The 16249-nt window shown below is 67.9% G+C and carries 14 protein-coding genes; 8 read left to right on the top strand and 6 right to left on the bottom strand.

Annotated features, from left to right (window positions below; translation table 11 throughout):
* Positions 1–698: 698 nt before the first annotated feature.
* The 4 genes from RE027_RS17270 (at position 699) to RE027_RS17255 (ending at position 5155) form a co-directional block, all read left to right on the top strand.
* The gene (locus RE027_RS17270; RefSeq protein WP_368809537.1) at positions 699–1142 is read left to right on the top strand and encodes a helix-turn-helix transcriptional regulator; all 444 of its coding nucleotides are present in this window, start codon (positions 699–701) and stop codon (positions 1140–1142) included.
* Between the two features lie 640 nt (positions 1143–1782).
* Complete coding sequence (locus RE027_RS17265) at positions 1783–2706, top strand: putative selenate ABC transporter substrate-binding protein (protein WP_368809536.1); 924 nt, start codon at positions 1783–1785, stop codon at positions 2704–2706.
* A gap of 14 nt (positions 2707–2720) precedes the next feature.
* Entirely contained in the window at positions 2721–3515 is a 795-nt protein-coding gene (locus RE027_RS17260) for a phosphonate ABC transporter ATP-binding protein (RefSeq protein ID WP_368809535.1), read from the top strand.
* Positions 3512–5155: a PhnE/PtxC family ABC transporter permease gene (locus tag RE027_RS17255; RefSeq protein ID WP_368809534.1), complete on the top strand. Its 1644-nt coding sequence runs from the start codon at positions 3512–3514 to the stop codon at positions 5153–5155. The genes RE027_RS17260 and RE027_RS17255 overlap by 4 nt, the downstream gene beginning before the upstream one ends.
* A gap of 907 nt (positions 5156–6062) precedes the next feature.
* Here RE027_RS17255 and RE027_RS17250 read toward each other — a convergent pair.
* From RE027_RS17250 to RE027_RS17240, 3 genes are all read right to left on the bottom strand, one after another.
* Entirely contained in the window at positions 6063–6527 is a 465-nt protein-coding gene (locus RE027_RS17250) for a DUF1801 domain-containing protein (protein WP_368809533.1), read from the bottom strand.
* Between the two features lie 116 nt (positions 6528–6643).
* Positions 6644–7105 (bottom strand): hypothetical protein, encoded by a 462-nt coding sequence (locus RE027_RS17245; protein WP_368809532.1) that lies wholly within the window; start codon positions 7103–7105, stop codon positions 6644–6646.
* 254 nt (positions 7106–7359) lie between these two features.
* Positions 7360–8229 carry an AraC family transcriptional regulator gene (locus RE027_RS17240; RefSeq protein ID WP_368809530.1) on the bottom strand — a complete coding sequence of 290 codons (870 nt, stop codon included), beginning with the start codon at positions 8227–8229 and terminating at the stop codon, positions 7360–7362.
* A 359-nt stretch (positions 8230–8588) separates the two neighbouring features.
* Here RE027_RS17240 and RE027_RS17235 point away from each other — a divergent pair, with 359 nt between their 5' ends.
* The gene (locus tag RE027_RS17235; protein ID WP_368809529.1) at positions 8589–9317 is read left to right on the top strand and encodes an SDR family NAD(P)-dependent oxidoreductase; all 729 of its coding nucleotides are present in this window, start codon (positions 8589–8591) and stop codon (positions 9315–9317) included.
* A 98-nt stretch (positions 9318–9415) separates the two neighbouring features.
* On the opposite strand, the gene RE027_RS17230 is transcribed toward RE027_RS17235, so the two are convergent.
* Positions 9416–11815 carry a PEP/pyruvate-binding domain-containing protein gene (locus RE027_RS17230; RefSeq protein WP_368809528.1) on the bottom strand — a complete coding sequence of 800 codons (2400 nt, stop codon included), beginning with the start codon at positions 11813–11815 and terminating at the stop codon, positions 9416–9418.
* A 732-nt stretch (positions 11816–12547) separates the two neighbouring features.
* Between RE027_RS17230 and RE027_RS17225 the strand changes: the two genes are divergently transcribed.
* The 3 genes from RE027_RS17225 to tatA all read left to right on the top strand — a co-directional run bounded on the left by RE027_RS17225 (position 12548) and on the right by tatA (position 14443).
* A complete protein-coding gene (locus RE027_RS17225; protein ID WP_368809527.1) occupies positions 12548–12769 on the top strand; it encodes a helix-turn-helix transcriptional regulator in 222 nt (73 codons plus the stop codon).
* Between the two features lie 390 nt (positions 12770–13159).
* Positions 13160–14161, top strand: a complete 1002-nt coding sequence (locus tag RE027_RS17220; protein WP_368809526.1) for an AfsR/SARP family transcriptional regulator — start codon at positions 13160–13162, stop codon at positions 14159–14161.
* 84 nt (positions 14162–14245) lie between these two features.
* On the top strand, positions 14246–14443 hold the full coding sequence (tatA, locus tag RE027_RS17215; RefSeq protein ID WP_368809525.1) for a twin-arginine translocase TatA/TatE family subunit: 198 nt from the start codon (positions 14246–14248) through the stop codon (positions 14441–14443).
* A 245-nt stretch (positions 14444–14688) separates the two neighbouring features.
* Here the strand turns inward: tatA and RE027_RS17210 are convergent, their stop codons facing one another.
* Together RE027_RS17210 and RE027_RS17205 are read right to left on the bottom strand one after the other, a co-directional pair.
* Positions 14689–14847, bottom strand: coding sequence for a hypothetical protein (locus RE027_RS17210; RefSeq protein ID WP_368809524.1), 159 nt, complete (start codon positions 14845–14847; stop codon positions 14689–14691).
* A 501-nt stretch (positions 14848–15348) separates the two neighbouring features.
* The gene (locus RE027_RS17205) at positions 15349–15606 is read right to left on the bottom strand and encodes a hypothetical protein (RefSeq protein ID WP_368809523.1); all 258 of its coding nucleotides are present in this window, start codon (positions 15604–15606) and stop codon (positions 15349–15351) included.
* Positions 15607–16249: the final 643 nt, after the last annotated feature.

Here is a 16249-nt window from a genome sequence, read left to right as displayed (position 1 = left end):
CCCCGGCCTGCATCCGCTCCCAAAACACCTGGAGCAGATCCGGCCTGATCAAGATCGAGTACCCACCCACAACACCACCCCCAACGCTCAGTGTTGCAACCACCGCAAGAACCCGGGGTTCCTCTCGCGGGCTTTGTGCCAGGGCATCGACGGAACCGATGGTAGGGCATAGTTTCGAGGGCATGGGGGAGAGAGTGCGTCGGTCGGTGTTTGCCACCCGCGACCGGGCCGAGGGCCTGGCTGTGCTGGAGCAGGTCTATGCCGTCCGGGGGTCGCGCCGGGGGGTGGATGGGGACTTCTCGATGCGCGTGTCCACGGCCGGGGTGGGGGCGGTGGGTCTGGAACGGGTGTGTTGGCAGGGGGCCCCGGCGGGTGGGGTGGGGGAGCACCCTGGGGTGCTGCGGGTCGGGCAGGTGCTGGCAGGGACGGTTGATGTGTCCAGTGGCCGGGACGCTGTGGTGTGCCAGGGCCCGTTCTTGTTGCCCCAGGGCCCCTACCTCAGCCGGTGGGAGGGGCTGGACATTCTGACAGCGTCCTTGGACGCTGCGGTGGTCCAAGGCCAGGCCCGGGCCTTGCTGGGATCCGAGACGTTGCGCCTGGAGTTCACCGGGGCGATACCGGTGAGTCCGGCCCTGGGCCGGTACTAGTCGGCCGGACTCACCCATCTGGGCCGGACCTTGCAGTCCGGTGACGAGGTGATGAGCAACCCGTTGCTGCGAGCAGAGATGACTCGGTCTCTGGTCACCGCCTTGCTGCACACCTTCCCGAACTCGTTCCTGGAGCGCCTCCGGGCCCCCGCCCCAGCACCCTGGACCGGTTCCGGGGGTGTGCGGCGGGCGGTGGCGTTCATCGATGCCCACCTGAGCGAGCCGATCGGTCTGGCTGAGATCGCCGCCGCCGCCCGGATGAGTCCCCGGGGGCTGCAAGCGGCGTTCCGGCGTGAGAAGGAGACCACGCCGCTGGGGTATCTGCGCGCGGGACGGTTGGAGGCCGCTCACGCCGATCTGGTGGCCGCTGATCCCGCGACGGGGGTGAGCGTGGCGGTGATCGCCGCCCGCTGGGGCTTCGCCCATCCCGGGCGCTTCGCCGCCGCCTACCGCGACCGCTATGGGCAGGCGCCTTCGGTCACTTTGCACACCTGAGTGCGTCGGACCGCTGGCGCAGCCGGGAACGCAGGGGGGTGGTGGAGTGCGGTCGTGCTCAGTCGTCGGTGGGGAGGTGGCGTTGCAGCCACAGGATCAGCCACAGCTTCAAGCGGGTGTCGTCCCAGTCGGGGGGGCATTGATGATTAGTGCTTCGGGTCCGTAGCGGTAGACCGAGGTGATGCCGTCGCGGTCGGTGAGCTCGGCGATACACCTCCGAGCTGCTCCACCGCGAGAACTCCGAAGGCGCAGAATGAACACCCCCTTCCACAGATGCGGTATCCCGCTCTCCGGAAATAGTGCCAGGTAGACCGTGGACAGCACAGCCAAAAGCGGCTCCGTCCCCTTTGCTTTACATATGGCGGGTTTACGGACATCCAGTGACGGTAGCCGTGCGTCGGCCCTGGGGCGCTGACGCCCACACCCATCTCTGCAGGGCCGGCGGAACATGTGCATCGCGCTTCTCCTGATTGATCTGCCGGGGTGATCGGTCCCCCGAGTCGGCCTTGGGGCGGGGGCTGATGTTGCTCAGGGAACCGTCCGGTGCGGCTCGGACGCGAAGATTACCGGGCGGGCCGAATGTTTTCCGCCCGCCCGCTGTCGCCACCAAGTGGCCGGGGGAGGGCCGTAGGATGCGGTCATGTCGATGGTGAGGCGTTCTCGTTCCCTGTCAGCCGCGGTGATCGGTGTGGCCGTGGCCCTGGTCGCGGCCGGTTGCGGCGGTGCCGCCGATGTCGGGGAGGGGGCCGGTCCGTTGCGGGTCAGTGCGATCCCCGACGTGGACCCCTCCGACCTGGCCGAGCGGGAGGAAGCGATGGCGGCGTACCTGGCCGAGGAGCTCGACGTGGAGGTGGAGTACGTCCCGGTCAGTGACTACGCGGCTTCGGTGAGCCTGTTCGGCACTGGTGATCTGGATCTGGTCTTCTACGGGGGCTTGACCGGGGTGCAGGCGAGGTTGCGCACTGAGGGGGCGAGTGTGCTGGCCCAGCGGGACATCGACGAACGCTTCCGCAGCGTCTTCATCGCCCACCGTGATGCCGGACTGGAGCCGATCGACGACGTCGCCGGCCTGTCGGAGCTGGCAGGGACCCGGTTCACCTTCGGCAGCGAGTCCTCCACCTCGGGCCGGCTGATGCCGGCCTACTTCCTCGACCAGGCCGGGATCGACCCGGCGGCCGACTTCGCCGGGGAGCCCGGGTTCTCGGGCTCGCACGATCTGACGATCGATCTGGTGGAGGCCGGCAGTTATGAGGTGGGGGCGCTGAACCAGCAGGTCTGGCAGGCGCGCACCGCGGCCGGGTCGGTGGACACCGACACGGTGCAGGAGATCTTCATGACCCCGGAGTACGCCGACTACCACTGGGTCGGTGCCCCCGGTTTGGACGAACGCTTCGGGGCGGGGTTCACTGACGGGCTGCGGCAGGCGTTGCTGGACCTGGACGGCTCGGACGCTGAGGAGACTGCGCTGCTGGAAAAGTACGGGGCGGAGGCGATCATCCCGGCCGAGCCTGCCGACTACGACCGGATCGAAGAGATCGCCCGCACCCTCAACCTGATCCGATGAACCGTGCGTGAGCCGTGACGCCACGGTGGGAGGCCAGCCGGGACGACGCTGATGCCGCCCTGCGGTTGCAGGGCGTGAGCGTGGCCTACGGGAACCGTCTGGCCCTGGACGGGATCAACTTGTCCGTGCGCCGGGGGGAGCGGGTGGCTCTGGTCGGGCCCAGCGGGGCGGGCAAGTCCACCCTGCTCGGACTCGCCAACGGCACCGTGACCCCCATCGGGGGCCGTGTCGAGGTCCTCGGCGTCGACCCGACGGCGGCCTCTCCCGGTGCCCTGCGGGCGCTGCGGGGCAGGATCGGTGCGGTGCATCAGCAGCTGAACCTGATCGGGCCGCTGCAAGTGGTGCACAACGTCAACGCCGGGCGGCTCGGGACCTGGAGCCGGTTGCGGGCCCTGCGTTCGCTGGTCCGTCCGCTCCACGTCGAGGAAGCGCGGGCCGCGCTGGAGCGGGTGGGCATTGCCGCGTACCTGCACGCGCGCACCGACCGGCTCTCAGGGGGTGAGCAGCAGCGGGTCGCCCTGGCCCGGGTCTTGGTCCAGGACCCGGACCTGGTGCTGGCCGACGAACCGGTGGCCAGTCTGGATCCGGCCCGGGCCGAGGAGGTGATGAGCCTGCTCTGCGGGGTGATGGACGGGCAGGCCGGTGAACGGCGCACCCTGGTGGTGAGTCTGCACGACTTCGACCTGGCCGTGCGCCACTGCGACCGGATCGTGGGCCTGCGCCAGGGCCGGGTGGTCCTCGACGTCGCCGTCGAGGAGGTCGGCGAGGGCACCGGCGAACGGATCTACGACCTGACCCCGGATCCATGAGACCCAGTGGCGTGGCCGCGCTGACCCGGCTGGAGGCGCCCGGCGGTACCGGGCATCCCACCGGCCGGTGGCGGCTGCCCGGCGGCGGGCGGGGGTGGGCCGGCCTGTGGGTGCTGGCGATGGTGTGGTCGGTGGGCGGCTGGCTGACCGCCGAGGGCCCGGTCCTCAACGTTTCGGGCTGGCCGCTGGTCGCCGAGTTCTTCTCCGCCGCGCTGTCCCCGGAGCTGTCGGTCCAGTTCCTGGTCAGGGCCGGGAGGGCGACGCTGATCACGCTCTCGTTCGCGGTGCTGGGCACCCTGCTCGCGGTCCTCGTGGGGCTTGTGGTCGGGGTGCTGATCTCGGAGACCTGGTGGGGCACCACCGGCCCGGGGACCCGGACCCGCCCGGCGGCGCGCCGGGTCGGCTGGCTGCTCACCCGGCTCGGGCTGGCGGTGCCGCGGGGCATCCACGAGGCCGTCTGGGCGCTGTTGCTGCTCAGCGTGCTGGGACGGCACCCGCTGGTGGGGGTGCTGGCGATCGCGATCCCGTTCGGGGCCATCACGGCCAAGGTCTACGCGGAGATCATCGACGAGTCGGCCCGCGGACCCTACGAGGCGCTGCGCGCGAGCGGGTCCCGGCGCGGACCGGCGCTGCTGTACGCGGTGCTGCCGATCGCGTGGCCGGAGCTGGTGTCCTACGCCTTCTACCGGTTCGAGTGCGCGGTCCGCTCCGCGGTCATCCTCGGCATGGTGGGTGCCGGGGGCTTGGGCTTCGAACTGGTCCTGAGCTTCTCCGGGTCCCGGCACGCCGAGGTGTGGACGCTGATCTACACCATCGTCGCGGTCGGAGCCGTGGCCGACCGGTGGGGCGCCGGCCTCCGGCGCACCACCGGGGCCCTCCGTCCCGGTGTCTCCGCGGCGGTGGCCCTCGGGGCGGTGGTCGCGGCCCTGGTGCACCTGGGCCCGGATCTGTCCCGGGTGCTCTCCTCCCGGACCGTTGAGCTGTTCACCGGCCTGATGGCAGAGATGGTGCCGCCGAGGCTGCCCGAGGGCGGGTGGGCCCGCCTGCTGGCCGAAGCGTTGGTCACGCTGCAGATGTCCCTGGTGGCCGGCACGATCGCCGCCCTGGCAGCGGTGGCCGTGGCCTTCGTGGCCGCCCGCGGCGGGACCACCCCGGGCCGCCGCGCCGCCGGGGCGGCGGCGCGCTGGGTGCTGCTGGTGACCCGGTCGCTGCCACCCCCGGTCTGGGCGCTGCTGTTCCTGTTCCTGTTCCTGCCCGGCCCGCTGCCGGGGGCACTGGCTTTGGGCGTGTACAACTTCGGTATCCTGGGCCGACTCTGCGCCGAGGTCGTGGAGAACCTCGACCGCCGCTCCCACGACCACCTCATAGCCACCGGGGCGCCACCGGTGAGCGCGTTCGGGTACGCCATCATCCCCCAGGCCAGTGGACGCTTCCTCGCCTACGGGCTGTACCGCTGGGAAGTCGCCATGCGCGAGACAGTCGTCGTCGGCATCGTCGGAGCCGGAGGACTCGGACGGCTGCTGGAAGACCAGCGGGTCGCCTTCGACCTCGGGGCCATGGCCGGCACCGTCCTGGCGCTGATCGTGCTCTCCGCCCTCGTCGACATAATCAGCACCGCAATCCGCAACACCCTGCGCTGACCCAGCAAGCCAGAACCCGGACCACCGGGCCCTCGTAGGCACCCAGCAGTACGACATCCCAGGACTGCCCCGGCGCGGGCCGAGATCAGACCGCTGGACGGACCGGGACGTGCCGAAGGGGTTACCTGATGCTTCATGCGGTCTTGGCTGCCGTCGTTCGGAACCGTTACGCGGAGAGGCAACGTCAATGATGGCAGAGTTCACGTCACCTCTCCATGCATCAGTCCCGCTCCACTCCTGCTGATGGGAAAATGCGTTATCTGGATTTACGGTGATCGCAGGTCATAGGGACTGTCGGCGCTTCAGGGGAAGTCCACGAGGCTTGTCACGACATCGCACCGGGTAAGGATCGTCGCCGGCGAGAAGTTCCTCGATCGTTGCTGAGGGGCCCATCCGTCCAAGACGCTGGCCAGGACAGCCTCCGGATCAGGGGCTTGCCCACCCAATGGAGCGAACAGCACGTTGTCGCCGTCCTGGTCCATGGGACCGTCCTCAGGCTCCGGAGATCGATTGCGGTCCTTGCACACAGATTGCGTGCACCGCAATCATTGCCCGAGAATGTCCACGTCATAAGGGGAATGGACCCGCTGAGCGCAGACTATCTCCACCTCATGCACGACACCTTGCGCTGCGGTGCGAAAGCGGAATCGGCCCAGGTGAGAAGCACATTGGGGGAGCTTCAACGCCGTTACCCGGAACCTCACGATGTGCAGAAGCCGCGAATAGAGTCGTTGTCGCTTTACATATGGCCAGATACCGGACACCTCCTGAGCTTGCTGTTCAGCCCTCGGTATCGCTGGACGTGCCCGATGCGGGTTGGGTCCTCGCCCGAGGGCGACCATCAAGCGTTACACCACCATCCGGGTTTCAACCTGACGAGCACGTAGCGCAGCTGCGCTTGATCCGCTCATGGCTGCTGCGTTCCCGCAGCGCGCCGCACGATATCGCCGAGCTGTACCCATGCCTGCTCCGTCGGGTCGATGAGCGCGTACGAGGTAGGCCAGAAACCACTGTCCTCATCGAGGGTCGCCTGCGTGCTCACCCCGAACGTCGAGTAGCGTTCCTTGTCCATCTGCCCACTGCGGAAGAAGACCACGACCTTCCCGTTCCTGGCATAGCCGGGCTGACCGTAGTACAGCTTCGGGGAGAGATCTGGCGCGACGGTCGTCACGATCGCGTGGACACGCTGGGCTATCTCCCGGTCGCCGTCGGGCATTTGCTCGATCTTCGCAAGCAGATCTGCCTCTTCAGCGGCAGCCTTCTGCGCGCTTTTCGAGCGCTTGGCTTCTACCTTCAGCTCCGCAGCACGCTCCTTCATGGCGGCTCGCTCCTGGGCGGAAAATCCTCGTGTGGCGTCGTTCTCCCCGGTCATTTCACTCCTCCATGCTCTAAGGGTCAGGTGCTGCCCACGCTATCTGCGGTGCGATCTCATGTGACCTCCGTCAGACGAACGCACATTTCACCCGCGGGGAGTGCGGTGAGCGTTCCCTAGAAGCGGCGTCCGGTGCGGTGGAAGTACACGGCGTCGACGACGACGAGGGCTGCGCCGAGGAAGGCCAATAGACATCCGAGCAGGAATACTCCGGCCGGCACAAAGGGGAACCCGGTGGGGTGTTGGAGCCGGGATATCTCGATGAGCGCGAACATGGCCAGGGCGATGCCGACGCTGGCCCCGGTGAGAGCGAGAGCAAAACGGCGGAAGGACCCGTCGAGGCCAGCGTGCCATGGTCTCGCGGCAGCTATCTGATCACTCGGGTACCTGGACGAGCCTTGCCCTTGCCTTTGTGCCCCGAAGAAGACAACAGCGCCCATGAGTAGAACCACGCTGGGGCCGGTAAAAGACGTTGCTTGGTTGTAGACACTCACAGCGACGGCGCCCAGTGCGCCGACGATTAGCAACCCTGCGTAGACGAGGGCGGCAACTCTCACCGGATCCACGGACTGTCGCACGCGAAGCAAAGCTGGGTCTGACGCATCGTGGGACTCCTTGCGGTTGAGCGAGCTGGGCAATCCCTTGAGGCGAGGGCTTACTGACAGACCTATCACCGCCCGGCACCGCCCACCATCTACAAAGTCGTGGTCCTACGGCAATCACGGCGGAGCCACGGCGGGAGGGCCACACCTCGGGCGTTGCGATTGGAGTTGCCGTGAGATGTAGCTTGCCCGCGTCTGCAGCGTTGGTGATCGCAAGGACCGTAGGGGAGTCAGTTGATGGGTGCGATCGCCAGCCACAGTTCCGCGTGATCTGGGCGTCCGTCCTGATCGAAGACGGTGGCCAGTAGCTCGGGCTCTGCCAGCGGCTGGTAGGGGTTGGCCGGGAACCAATTGCCGTAGGCTCTCGCCCACAGGTGCTGGATCTCTACGGTGTCCATGCTCTGTGAGCGCAGCACCAGCCACCGGTGAGCAGGGACCTCCCGGGTCTCGTACCCGCTGCCGGCTTTCGGGGGGTGGTCGGCGGCCGCCGCGAACCAGAACTCGAAGGTGCTACCGTCGGCCCGGTCCTCCGCGAAGTCCGTGCTCACGGCCAGCACGCCACGAGGGCTCCTCGAGGAGAGAGCACTGATGTCCTTGAGCACGTTAAGACCTAGCTCTTCGCGGAATTGCTCCATCGCCGGGTTCGGGCCGTGGTGGACCAGCGGCATCCTGCGCCGTCGCCCTAGAAGCGTGAATGCTGTTTCGTCCTGGAGTCGGTAGTCCATCGGGTGTGTTCCTTCTACTGAGAGGGAGAAACGCAGCGGAGGCTGGGACCGCAGTACGGCACCCGATCGGCGTGCTTGGACGGGACCCACCCCGTGCACGGCACGGAAGGCCCTGCTGAAGGCGTCAGCCGAGGCATAACCGAAGCGCACGGCGATGTCCTGCAGCGGTTCCTCACCGGCGAGCACGGGCGAAGCAGCGATCGTCATGCGCCGTCGCCGGATGTACTCCGAGACGGGCATGCCCGCCAGAACCGAGAACATCCGCCGGAAGTGGTACTGCGAGGTCAGGGTGATCCGTGCCAGGGAGGCGACATCGATCTCACCGGCGCCCCGGTGCGCGGCGCCCTCGGTGAGCTGCTGCTCGATGTGGGCCATCGCCCTGTTCCACGGTTCCATGGTCGACCTCTCCTGCATTTGTGGTGACAAGTCCACGCTAGGCCGCCCGCGGATGAGAGGGCCCGATGATCCGTGCCCTTCCTGGTCGGGTGCTTTCGGTCGATACCGCGGTGCGAGTCCCGTGGTGGCTCGTGTGTTGGAGACTGCGGAAAGTCCGATTGACCACTGAATCCACGGCACTGCAGTAAGGGTTCCTATGCGGGCGCCGACCGGACCCTTGGTTCAGGTGCCCTGATGGCGCTGTCCGTGTCTAACTTCTCGTCGCTGCCGGGTGTTCCGGTGGCGGTCTCGACTAGCGTGGGCGGTCACTGACACCTCAGGGGTGGAGGAGGAGCGCGATGTCGACCAAGCTGACCGTCGTCACCGGTGGCGGCCGCGGTATTGGGGCGGCGATCAGCCGCCGCCTGGTCGCGGCCGGCCACGACCAGGTGATCACCTACCGGCGGGACCGCGCCGCCGCCGAGAACGTCGCCGACCAAGTGCGCCGCAGCGGCCGCCGTGCCCTGACCGTGCCGGTCGAGATGACCGATCCGGGCTCGGTCGCTGAGCCATTCGACCGGGTCGCCTCGTTCGGGGCCCTGACGGGGTTGGTCAACAACGCCGGGGCCGCCACGGCGGTGGGCCCGCTGGAAACCAACGACCTCGAGTCGATCCGGCGCGACCTGGAGGTCAACCTCTTCGGGGTCATCGCCTGCACCCAGCAGGCCATCGGCCCGCTCAAGAAGGCCGGTGGCGGTGCCGTCGTCAACATCTCATCGGTCGCCGCGTCGCTGGGCGGGCCCGGGACGTACGTGCACTACGCGGCGGCCAAGGCCGGGGTGGAGGCCTTCACCGTGGGTCTGGCCAAGGAACTGGCCGCAGAGAACATCCGGATCAACGCGGGGGCCCCGGGCACGGTGTGGACGGATTTCCATCGGTACCAGGACCGGCCGGCCAAGGTCGCCGCGACGATCCCGATGGGCCGTGCCGGACGCCCCGAGGAGATCGCCAGGGCGGTGGCCTGGCTGCTCTCCGAAGACGCCTCCTACACCACCGGAACGACCCTGCGGGTCACCGGAGGACTCTGAAGCACCCATGATCGGCGCGGGAACACGGCCAGATTCCGCGCCTCGGCACCGCAGACACTCCCCATCGTCGGGACATGCGACTAACCCACCCAGCGGACTTACACATGGCCGGTTAGCGGCGGACCGGGTTTCGGTAGGGGTTCCGTGTCGTGCATTTGGATCAGCCCCGTGGCACCGTCGATGGTGACCATCTGGCCCTCGGTGAGTCGGGTGGTGGCCTCGGGTACGCAGATGACGGCCGGGATGCCGTACTCGCGGGCCACGGTCGGGCCGTGGGCGATGGGGGAGCCGGTTTCGGTGATGAGTCCGCCGAGGGTCAGGAACAGCGGGGTCCAGCCCGGGTCGGTGGTCGGGGCGACGAGGATGTCACCGGGTCGCAGCCTCGCCTCGGAGGGGTGATGGACGATCCGCACCGGCCCGGTCGCGACCCCGGTGGCCGCGGGCTGTCCGACCAGCACGTCCGGCCCGTACTCGGCCGCGGTGTCATCGGGCAGAGCCATGGGGTTCGTGCCGTCGGAGAGCAGCAGACCCGGGACCTGCCGTCGTCGGGCCTCACGGTGGTGCTCCCGACGCCGGCCGGTCACCACTGGGCGCAGGTCCGCCCCATGTGCGGCGTCGAGGGCTTCGTCCAGGGTCAGGAACATGATGTCTGCGGCCTGGTCCAGCAGGCCGCGCTCGGTGAGTTCGGCTCCTGCGGTGAGAAGTTGCCGGCGCACCTGAGCCAGCGGGGTCAGCCAGAGGAACTTGGGCAGCTCGCGCAGTCCGGCCAGCTCCCGGGCCCGGCGCATCAGGGAACCGGCGAGGCGGGCCCGCACCGGTCGGGTGCGCATGGCGCGCTCGATGAGCTGTGCCAGAGCAGCCTCGGCCTCGACGGCGGCGCGGGCGAACCGGGCGGGCGGGGCCTGGCCCGGGTCGTTGACCTGCAGGTACCCGGTGAGGGCGGCGAACACGGGGGTGGGGTCCTCGGCCCACCGGGGGGAGCCGACGTCGATCTCGGCGTTGCCGCGGTGCCCGTACTCCTCCAGGAAGGCCGTCAGGCCGAACTCGGGCAGCTCACCGCGGGCGTAGCGGGCGGCGAGTTCGTCCGGGGTGGTGCTGATCAGCAGTTCACGGTGCGGGCGGGCGGTCTCAGCGACGGACCAGAGCTTCAGATCCATCTGGGTGGTGACGTTGTGGGGCATACCGCGCAGGGTCGCGTTCAGCTCACCGCGCTGGAGCACACCGTCCAACAGCCAACCGGCCACCCCCTGGGCGATGAGCGCTGCCCACAGCGGCGGTAGGGAGCGCATCATCGGACCGGTCATCGTGGCATCCTGCAGGCCGGCGGCGAATCGGATACGGCTGGCCGTGTTCGCCGGTTCGGTCCAGGTCTGGCTGTGGACCTGCTCGAGTTCGTGGAACGCGCGTTCGCGGGCTGCGGCCGGCCATGCCAAAGCCCGCAGCGCACCGAACAACGAGGCAGGCACGGTGGCCAGCAGCAGCCGCGCGATCGCACCGGTGGAGAACGCGCGCGGACCGGCACCAGCGGGACGGGGCGCGTAGCGGGGATCATCCAGGACGCGTCGCATGCCCTGCGCCACGGCCGGGCCATAGACCTGCACCATCTCGGGAACGTGGGAGTGCAGGCGCGGGCTACGAACGAAGCCGGTGAGATCGATGAACAGCCGGCCGCCGATGTCGAGGAGGAACGCATCGACCACGGCGTCGTCGACATCGATGATCTGCAACCAGCGGCGGGTGGTCTTCCGCAGCACGGACACGCCCATGGGGGTGACCGGGCGCCGTAGGCCCTGCATGTGCCCGATCTCCATGTAGACACGCGGCTCGCCCTGCACCGGGTCGGTCCCGGGCGGGAGCGGGAAGAGAGTGGTGATGGCCCGGGACTGCAGCAGCCACAACGTACCCTCCGCGTCGTAGGCGAACTCGATGTCCTGCGGGCCGCCGAGAGCGCGCTGCACCCGCTGCCCTGTCTGCTGGAGTTCGCGCAGCTGATCGGGGGAGAGACAGCCGTGCCCCTGGTCCCCGGGGAGCCGGCCGTACCCGGGCACCACGTAGTGGTCGGTGTCCATGGTGCCGTCCACGACGCCGGTGCCCAACCCCGGGACCGCGTCGATGACGGTCTCTGTGCGGGTACCGGTCAGCGGGTTGGCCGTGAACATCACCCCGGCGGCACTCGGGGTGATCATGCGCTGCACGATCACGGCCATCGCCAGGTCGCCGGTCTCCACACCCTGCCCGGCCCGGTAGGCGACGGCGCGTTCGCTGTCCAGAGAGCTCCAGCACTGCCGGATCGCCCCGAGCAGGGCGTCCTCGCCCTCCACGTCGAGGACGGTGTCCTGCTGGCCGGCGAAGCTGGCGCCCGGCAGGTCCTCGGCCGTCGCGCTGGAACGCACAGCAACAGGGCCACCACCGAGGTGTTCATAGGCCGCCAGGACATCCCGCTCCGGGATGGCGCCCGAGCGGTAGGCCGCGGTGGTCAGGCAGAACCCGTCCGGCACCCGTTCACCCGCAGCGATAAGGGCCCTCAGACCGGAGACTTTGCCCCCGACAAGCCCGAGCGTCTCCGGAGTGATGTAAGAAAGATCGATCAAATCCATGGGATGCCTCTCTGGCTCCCCCAGGGCCGACGGGAGGTGTAGAACGAGCAGGGCCATGGCGCCCGATGCCCCGTTCATAGCCGATAATCCAACCCGACCGCCGGCAGGTCAACATCCTCGTGCCCTGATGCGCCAGCATTTCCGCGTGGCGCTGCTGATGGTGGTGACCAAGGAGGTCCCGGAGAAGTCCGTCGGAGTGGGCTCCCCGGCACGAGTGGTGCCCTCCGTGAGCGACTGAACCGCACCAGCCCCGATCCCCCCACCGGGACGACTGACAGCTGATCAACACCGACTGGCTCCACCACGGAGCCCCGGACAGGATCACCGGAATCCGCCGGGCCAGCCGGTGGCATATCAACTCGATGATGCAAATACGGTTCCCCGGCGGGGGGTCCTAGGGCGGGCCACGCCGGGTTGTCGCTGAGGTACCTGGGGCAGCATCGTCTTGCGGTTCGTCGGGGCGGTGGAACCGATCCTAGGAGAAAAGAGTAGTGCTGACAGGGTGGTTTCCCTTTACTGGATACGGTCGAGAACGAGGACTGTGCTTGGCCGCTGGCGCTCCAGGCCCGGTGGATGGCCTCGGTGTTGGTAAGGTCACTCGTCAGTCAGCGGAGTGACCAAAGGGGGTGGATCGTGCGTAACGACTTGAAGACTTTGCGGCAGGCCCGGGATCTGTCGCAGGGCCAGGTGGCCATTGCTGTGGGGGTTTCGCGGCAGACGATCTACTCGGTGGAGAACAATCGGTGTGATCCGTCCTTGTCGGTGGCCTTCGCTCTGGCCCGGTTGTTCGACCGTCCCGTCAAGGAGGTCTTCCATGACCCTGGTGCTCTACCGGTGGTGGGCAGGGCCGGCTGAGAGCCCGCACCTTGCCGCGGGGCCGCATTGGCGGCCCCGCTCTTGGGCACCACGTCCCCGGTCCTGAAGTCCTGCTTCGGGGATTCCTCTGCGCGCTAATGATGCTGGTGCAGCCGATGGGATGAGGAGCCACGGCAGGGAGGAGGAGCCACGGCAGGGAGAAGGACCGTGGTGTCCGAGAGCTCGGCGCAGCAGCCGGGCCTGCCGGCGACCCACCACAGCATCGTCCACCGCACCCACCCGGGGTCGAGGAGGCTGTGCAGAAATGCTGCCGCACCGCGGGGTCACGACATCCGGAGGCGACGGTGTCGCCAGCGGCGGCGGTGTCCGCTGGTGCGGGGCGGGGATCCCCATAAGTGTGGGTAGATCACGAGATTGCATGCGTTCACCATGAGGAACCTGATGGATCTGGGGGATCAGATGTTTGGTGATGCGTGCGCAAGCCGGTCGAGTGGCACCGGTGCGGACCAGCGGTTGTCGGTACGGGTCTTGGGGTCGTTGGAAATGCGCCGAGGGGAGCACGTGCTGACAGCCAAGGAGCTGGGCGGGCCGCGTCAGCGTCAGGTCCTGGAGATCCTGCTGCTGCGCCCAGGGACCCCGGTGTCCAAGCACCGGTTGCTGGAGCTGCTGTGGGGGGATTCGGCCCCGGCCGGTGCGATGGGGACCCTGGAGAGCTATGTCAGTGTCCTGCGCCGCCACCTCCAGCCCGGCCAGGCCACGACGGGGCCGTTGAAGACCACCAACGGCGGCTACCTCATGGACGCCTCCCTGGTGGAGGTGGACCTGCACCGCTTCGACCGTCTGCTGGAGTCGGCCCGGTGCGCCCCCGCGTACGAGGCTTACCGGCTGCTGGGTCAGGCCTTGGACATCGCTTCGGCACCGCTGCTGGAGAACGAACTTGGCTGTGAGTGGGCCCAGTCCCAGCGAGATGTGCACGCCACCCGGGTGCGAGAGGCCCGCCTGCTGGCCGCCGAAATGGCACTCCAGCTGGGGCAGGCCCCGGAAGCACTCGCTCACGCCCGGGCCGTGTTGGGACAGGAGCCATTGGAGGAGCGGGCCTGGACGGTGCTGGTGCTCGGATTGGAGGCCACCGACCGGGCGGTGGAGGGATTGCAGGCCTACGACCGGTGTCGGCGGCTGTTGGCCCGGGAGCTGGGCTGCGCCCCGGGGCCGGCACTGCGTAGCGCGCACCGGCGGCTGTTGCAGGCCACCGCCGGCCACGAGGACGATCTGGCCCAAGCCGTCTCGGCGCTGCTGGTGCTACACGGGCACTTCCACGACTCATTACCCGCGGTCGATCGGGTGCCCGGGGTCCCGGATCCGCGAGCCCATCGGGAGGCGGCCGCGGTGCTTGAGGCCTTCCTCGGGCGCACCTTCAGCCTCACCTCCTGAGCTCCGAGCCGGCAAAGGTTCCTCTGTACGGTGGGCGCCGTGGCAAGTTCACCAGTTCCGCCAACGTCATGAAGGGATTCCCCGATGGCTCGTTTGTTCGACAACCCCGTGATGCTGCTGATCATCCTGTTGGTGGTCGTGGTGCTTTTCGGGGCCCCGAGGTTGCCTGGCATGGCCCGCAGTCTCGGACAGTCGTTGCGGATCTTCCGCTCCGAGGTCCGCGAAATGCGCCAGGACGGCCCGACCCAGAGCCCCAGCGGGAATGGCATAGAGAGGCCGTAGGCGAAGGGTGCCCGCCCACAGGCGCGCCCGCGGAAGGACGGGACTGCCGCACGAATAGATGACACCCTGACCTGACCTATCGGTGCGGCAGTCCCAAGTGGGGGTGTGTCATGCCCACAAGTAGGGCGTCGCGGCCTCCACGTCCAACTTGCTCACCGTGTCCTGACCCTCCACGTGTTCGCAACGACTCAAAATAGACATAGGAACGCCCCATCTCACGTCGCGCCGCCAGATGGGGCGTTTCGTCATGCCTGGATGGTCTTCTCGGCATGCTCGAGTAGCTCGGCCATCATGCTCAGGACGGCGTGACGCTCCAGCGCGTTGATCGGCGCGGGATTCACCCGGTACCTCGTCGATAGCGCGGCGTGGAAAGCGCGGCTCTCTTCCAGCCGGTGCGGAGTCATCGCGTGGAGACAATAGCCCTGCCGAAGGAGCCAGCAGCGCAGCGAAGTAACACGTCCTACTTCGGTAGGGCGGGGCGTTTGCTTCACGGCGGGTGGAACGAGAGCGCCCGCACTCAGGAGGATGAGGGGGGCGCTCTCTACGGCAGCCGGCTCTGGTAGCGGCAGGTTCGGTGTCCCCCCAGGGATCATGTCGCATCGAACCTGTGTGCCGCTTCGGTCGCCGCACCTCCGACGGTACGGACATGGCGTGAGAAAATCCGCCCTATCTGCGTCGCCACTAGTGGGGACCACCAAAAAATTGATCTACCACTGAGGAACATCGTAAGTTGGCTGTCGAGTAATAGACCTTCACATCTATCGTGGAACTATCACCTTTCGACCCCCGGGTGACAAGGCAGGTGTTCCCCCGGCGCCGCCGATCGAAGCGCCCCCGCCATCTCCCTGGCGGGGGCGCTTCCCTCATGTCCGGTGGTAGGGCTCGGCGACCTCGCCCGGGTGGCTCTAGTTGTCGTCGAGGCGTAGCTCCCAGCTGTACGGGATCTGGCAGCCCAGCATGGTGTTGGCGGTGAAGACCAGCAGGTCACGTTCCTTGGGCTCCAGATGCACTGCATGGTGCAGAAAGGCGTCGATCTCCAACTCGGCCAAGTGCACGGCACTGTCAGGGACGTTCCGCCACAGGTCCCCGATGCTGAAGCCGGCCTCACCCAGGAACTTGCGGATCATCCGTGCTTGTGCCCGGGCGATCGTACGGTCGTCCACGATCCTCCCTCTGGATCGCTTCAGGCTACTTCACCTCCAACCCTTCAAAGCGGTCCTCGACGTGTTCATCCCCACCACGTGGGCGCAACCTATCGCCCAGGACGAGTCAGCGTGGATCAATGTCTACGACGTCACAGGGCAGTCCCCCCTTGACCCGAAGCAGTCATGGGCGGGACGGCCATGGCAGGACTGGAATCCGGAGGCAGCTCTAGAAGAGGTCTGAGAGTACAACCGAGGAATTTGGCGGTGCGGGGACCACAACGTAGTCCTTGGTCTCGGGGTCGGACATGTCGTGGCCACCCGGCCACTGGGGGTTTGTGCAGGGCCTCACTTACTCAGGTTCGTGGGTTACCGTACAGGGGTCGACTGCTTGACTTGTACAGCATGAGCGCTGCGTACACCTGGTGTCCGAGATCGCTCGGTTCCGAAGCGGAGCGGGCCGGGGTTCGACAGTGACGGGCGACTACCCTGAGGTCATGTCACCCCACGGTCACACCCCCTGGATCACCTGTGATGCTGCAAAGGACCAGGCCAGCTGCGAGGAGGCGAGCCCGGGTGGTCTCCAGTCCGTGGACCGGGCCATCACGGTGCTCGAGGTCCTCGCCCGGACCGGCGGATCGACGGTGACCGAGGTGGCCGCGGA

This window comes from Kocuria sabuli, from assembly GCF_040981185.1.
In the GTDB taxonomy this organism is placed as follows: Bacteria; Actinomycetota; Actinomycetes; order Actinomycetales; family Micrococcaceae; genus Kocuria; species Kocuria sabuli.
Note: the sequence above shows the minus strand (reverse complement) of the source record. Positions and strands in the feature narration are given on the sequence as shown.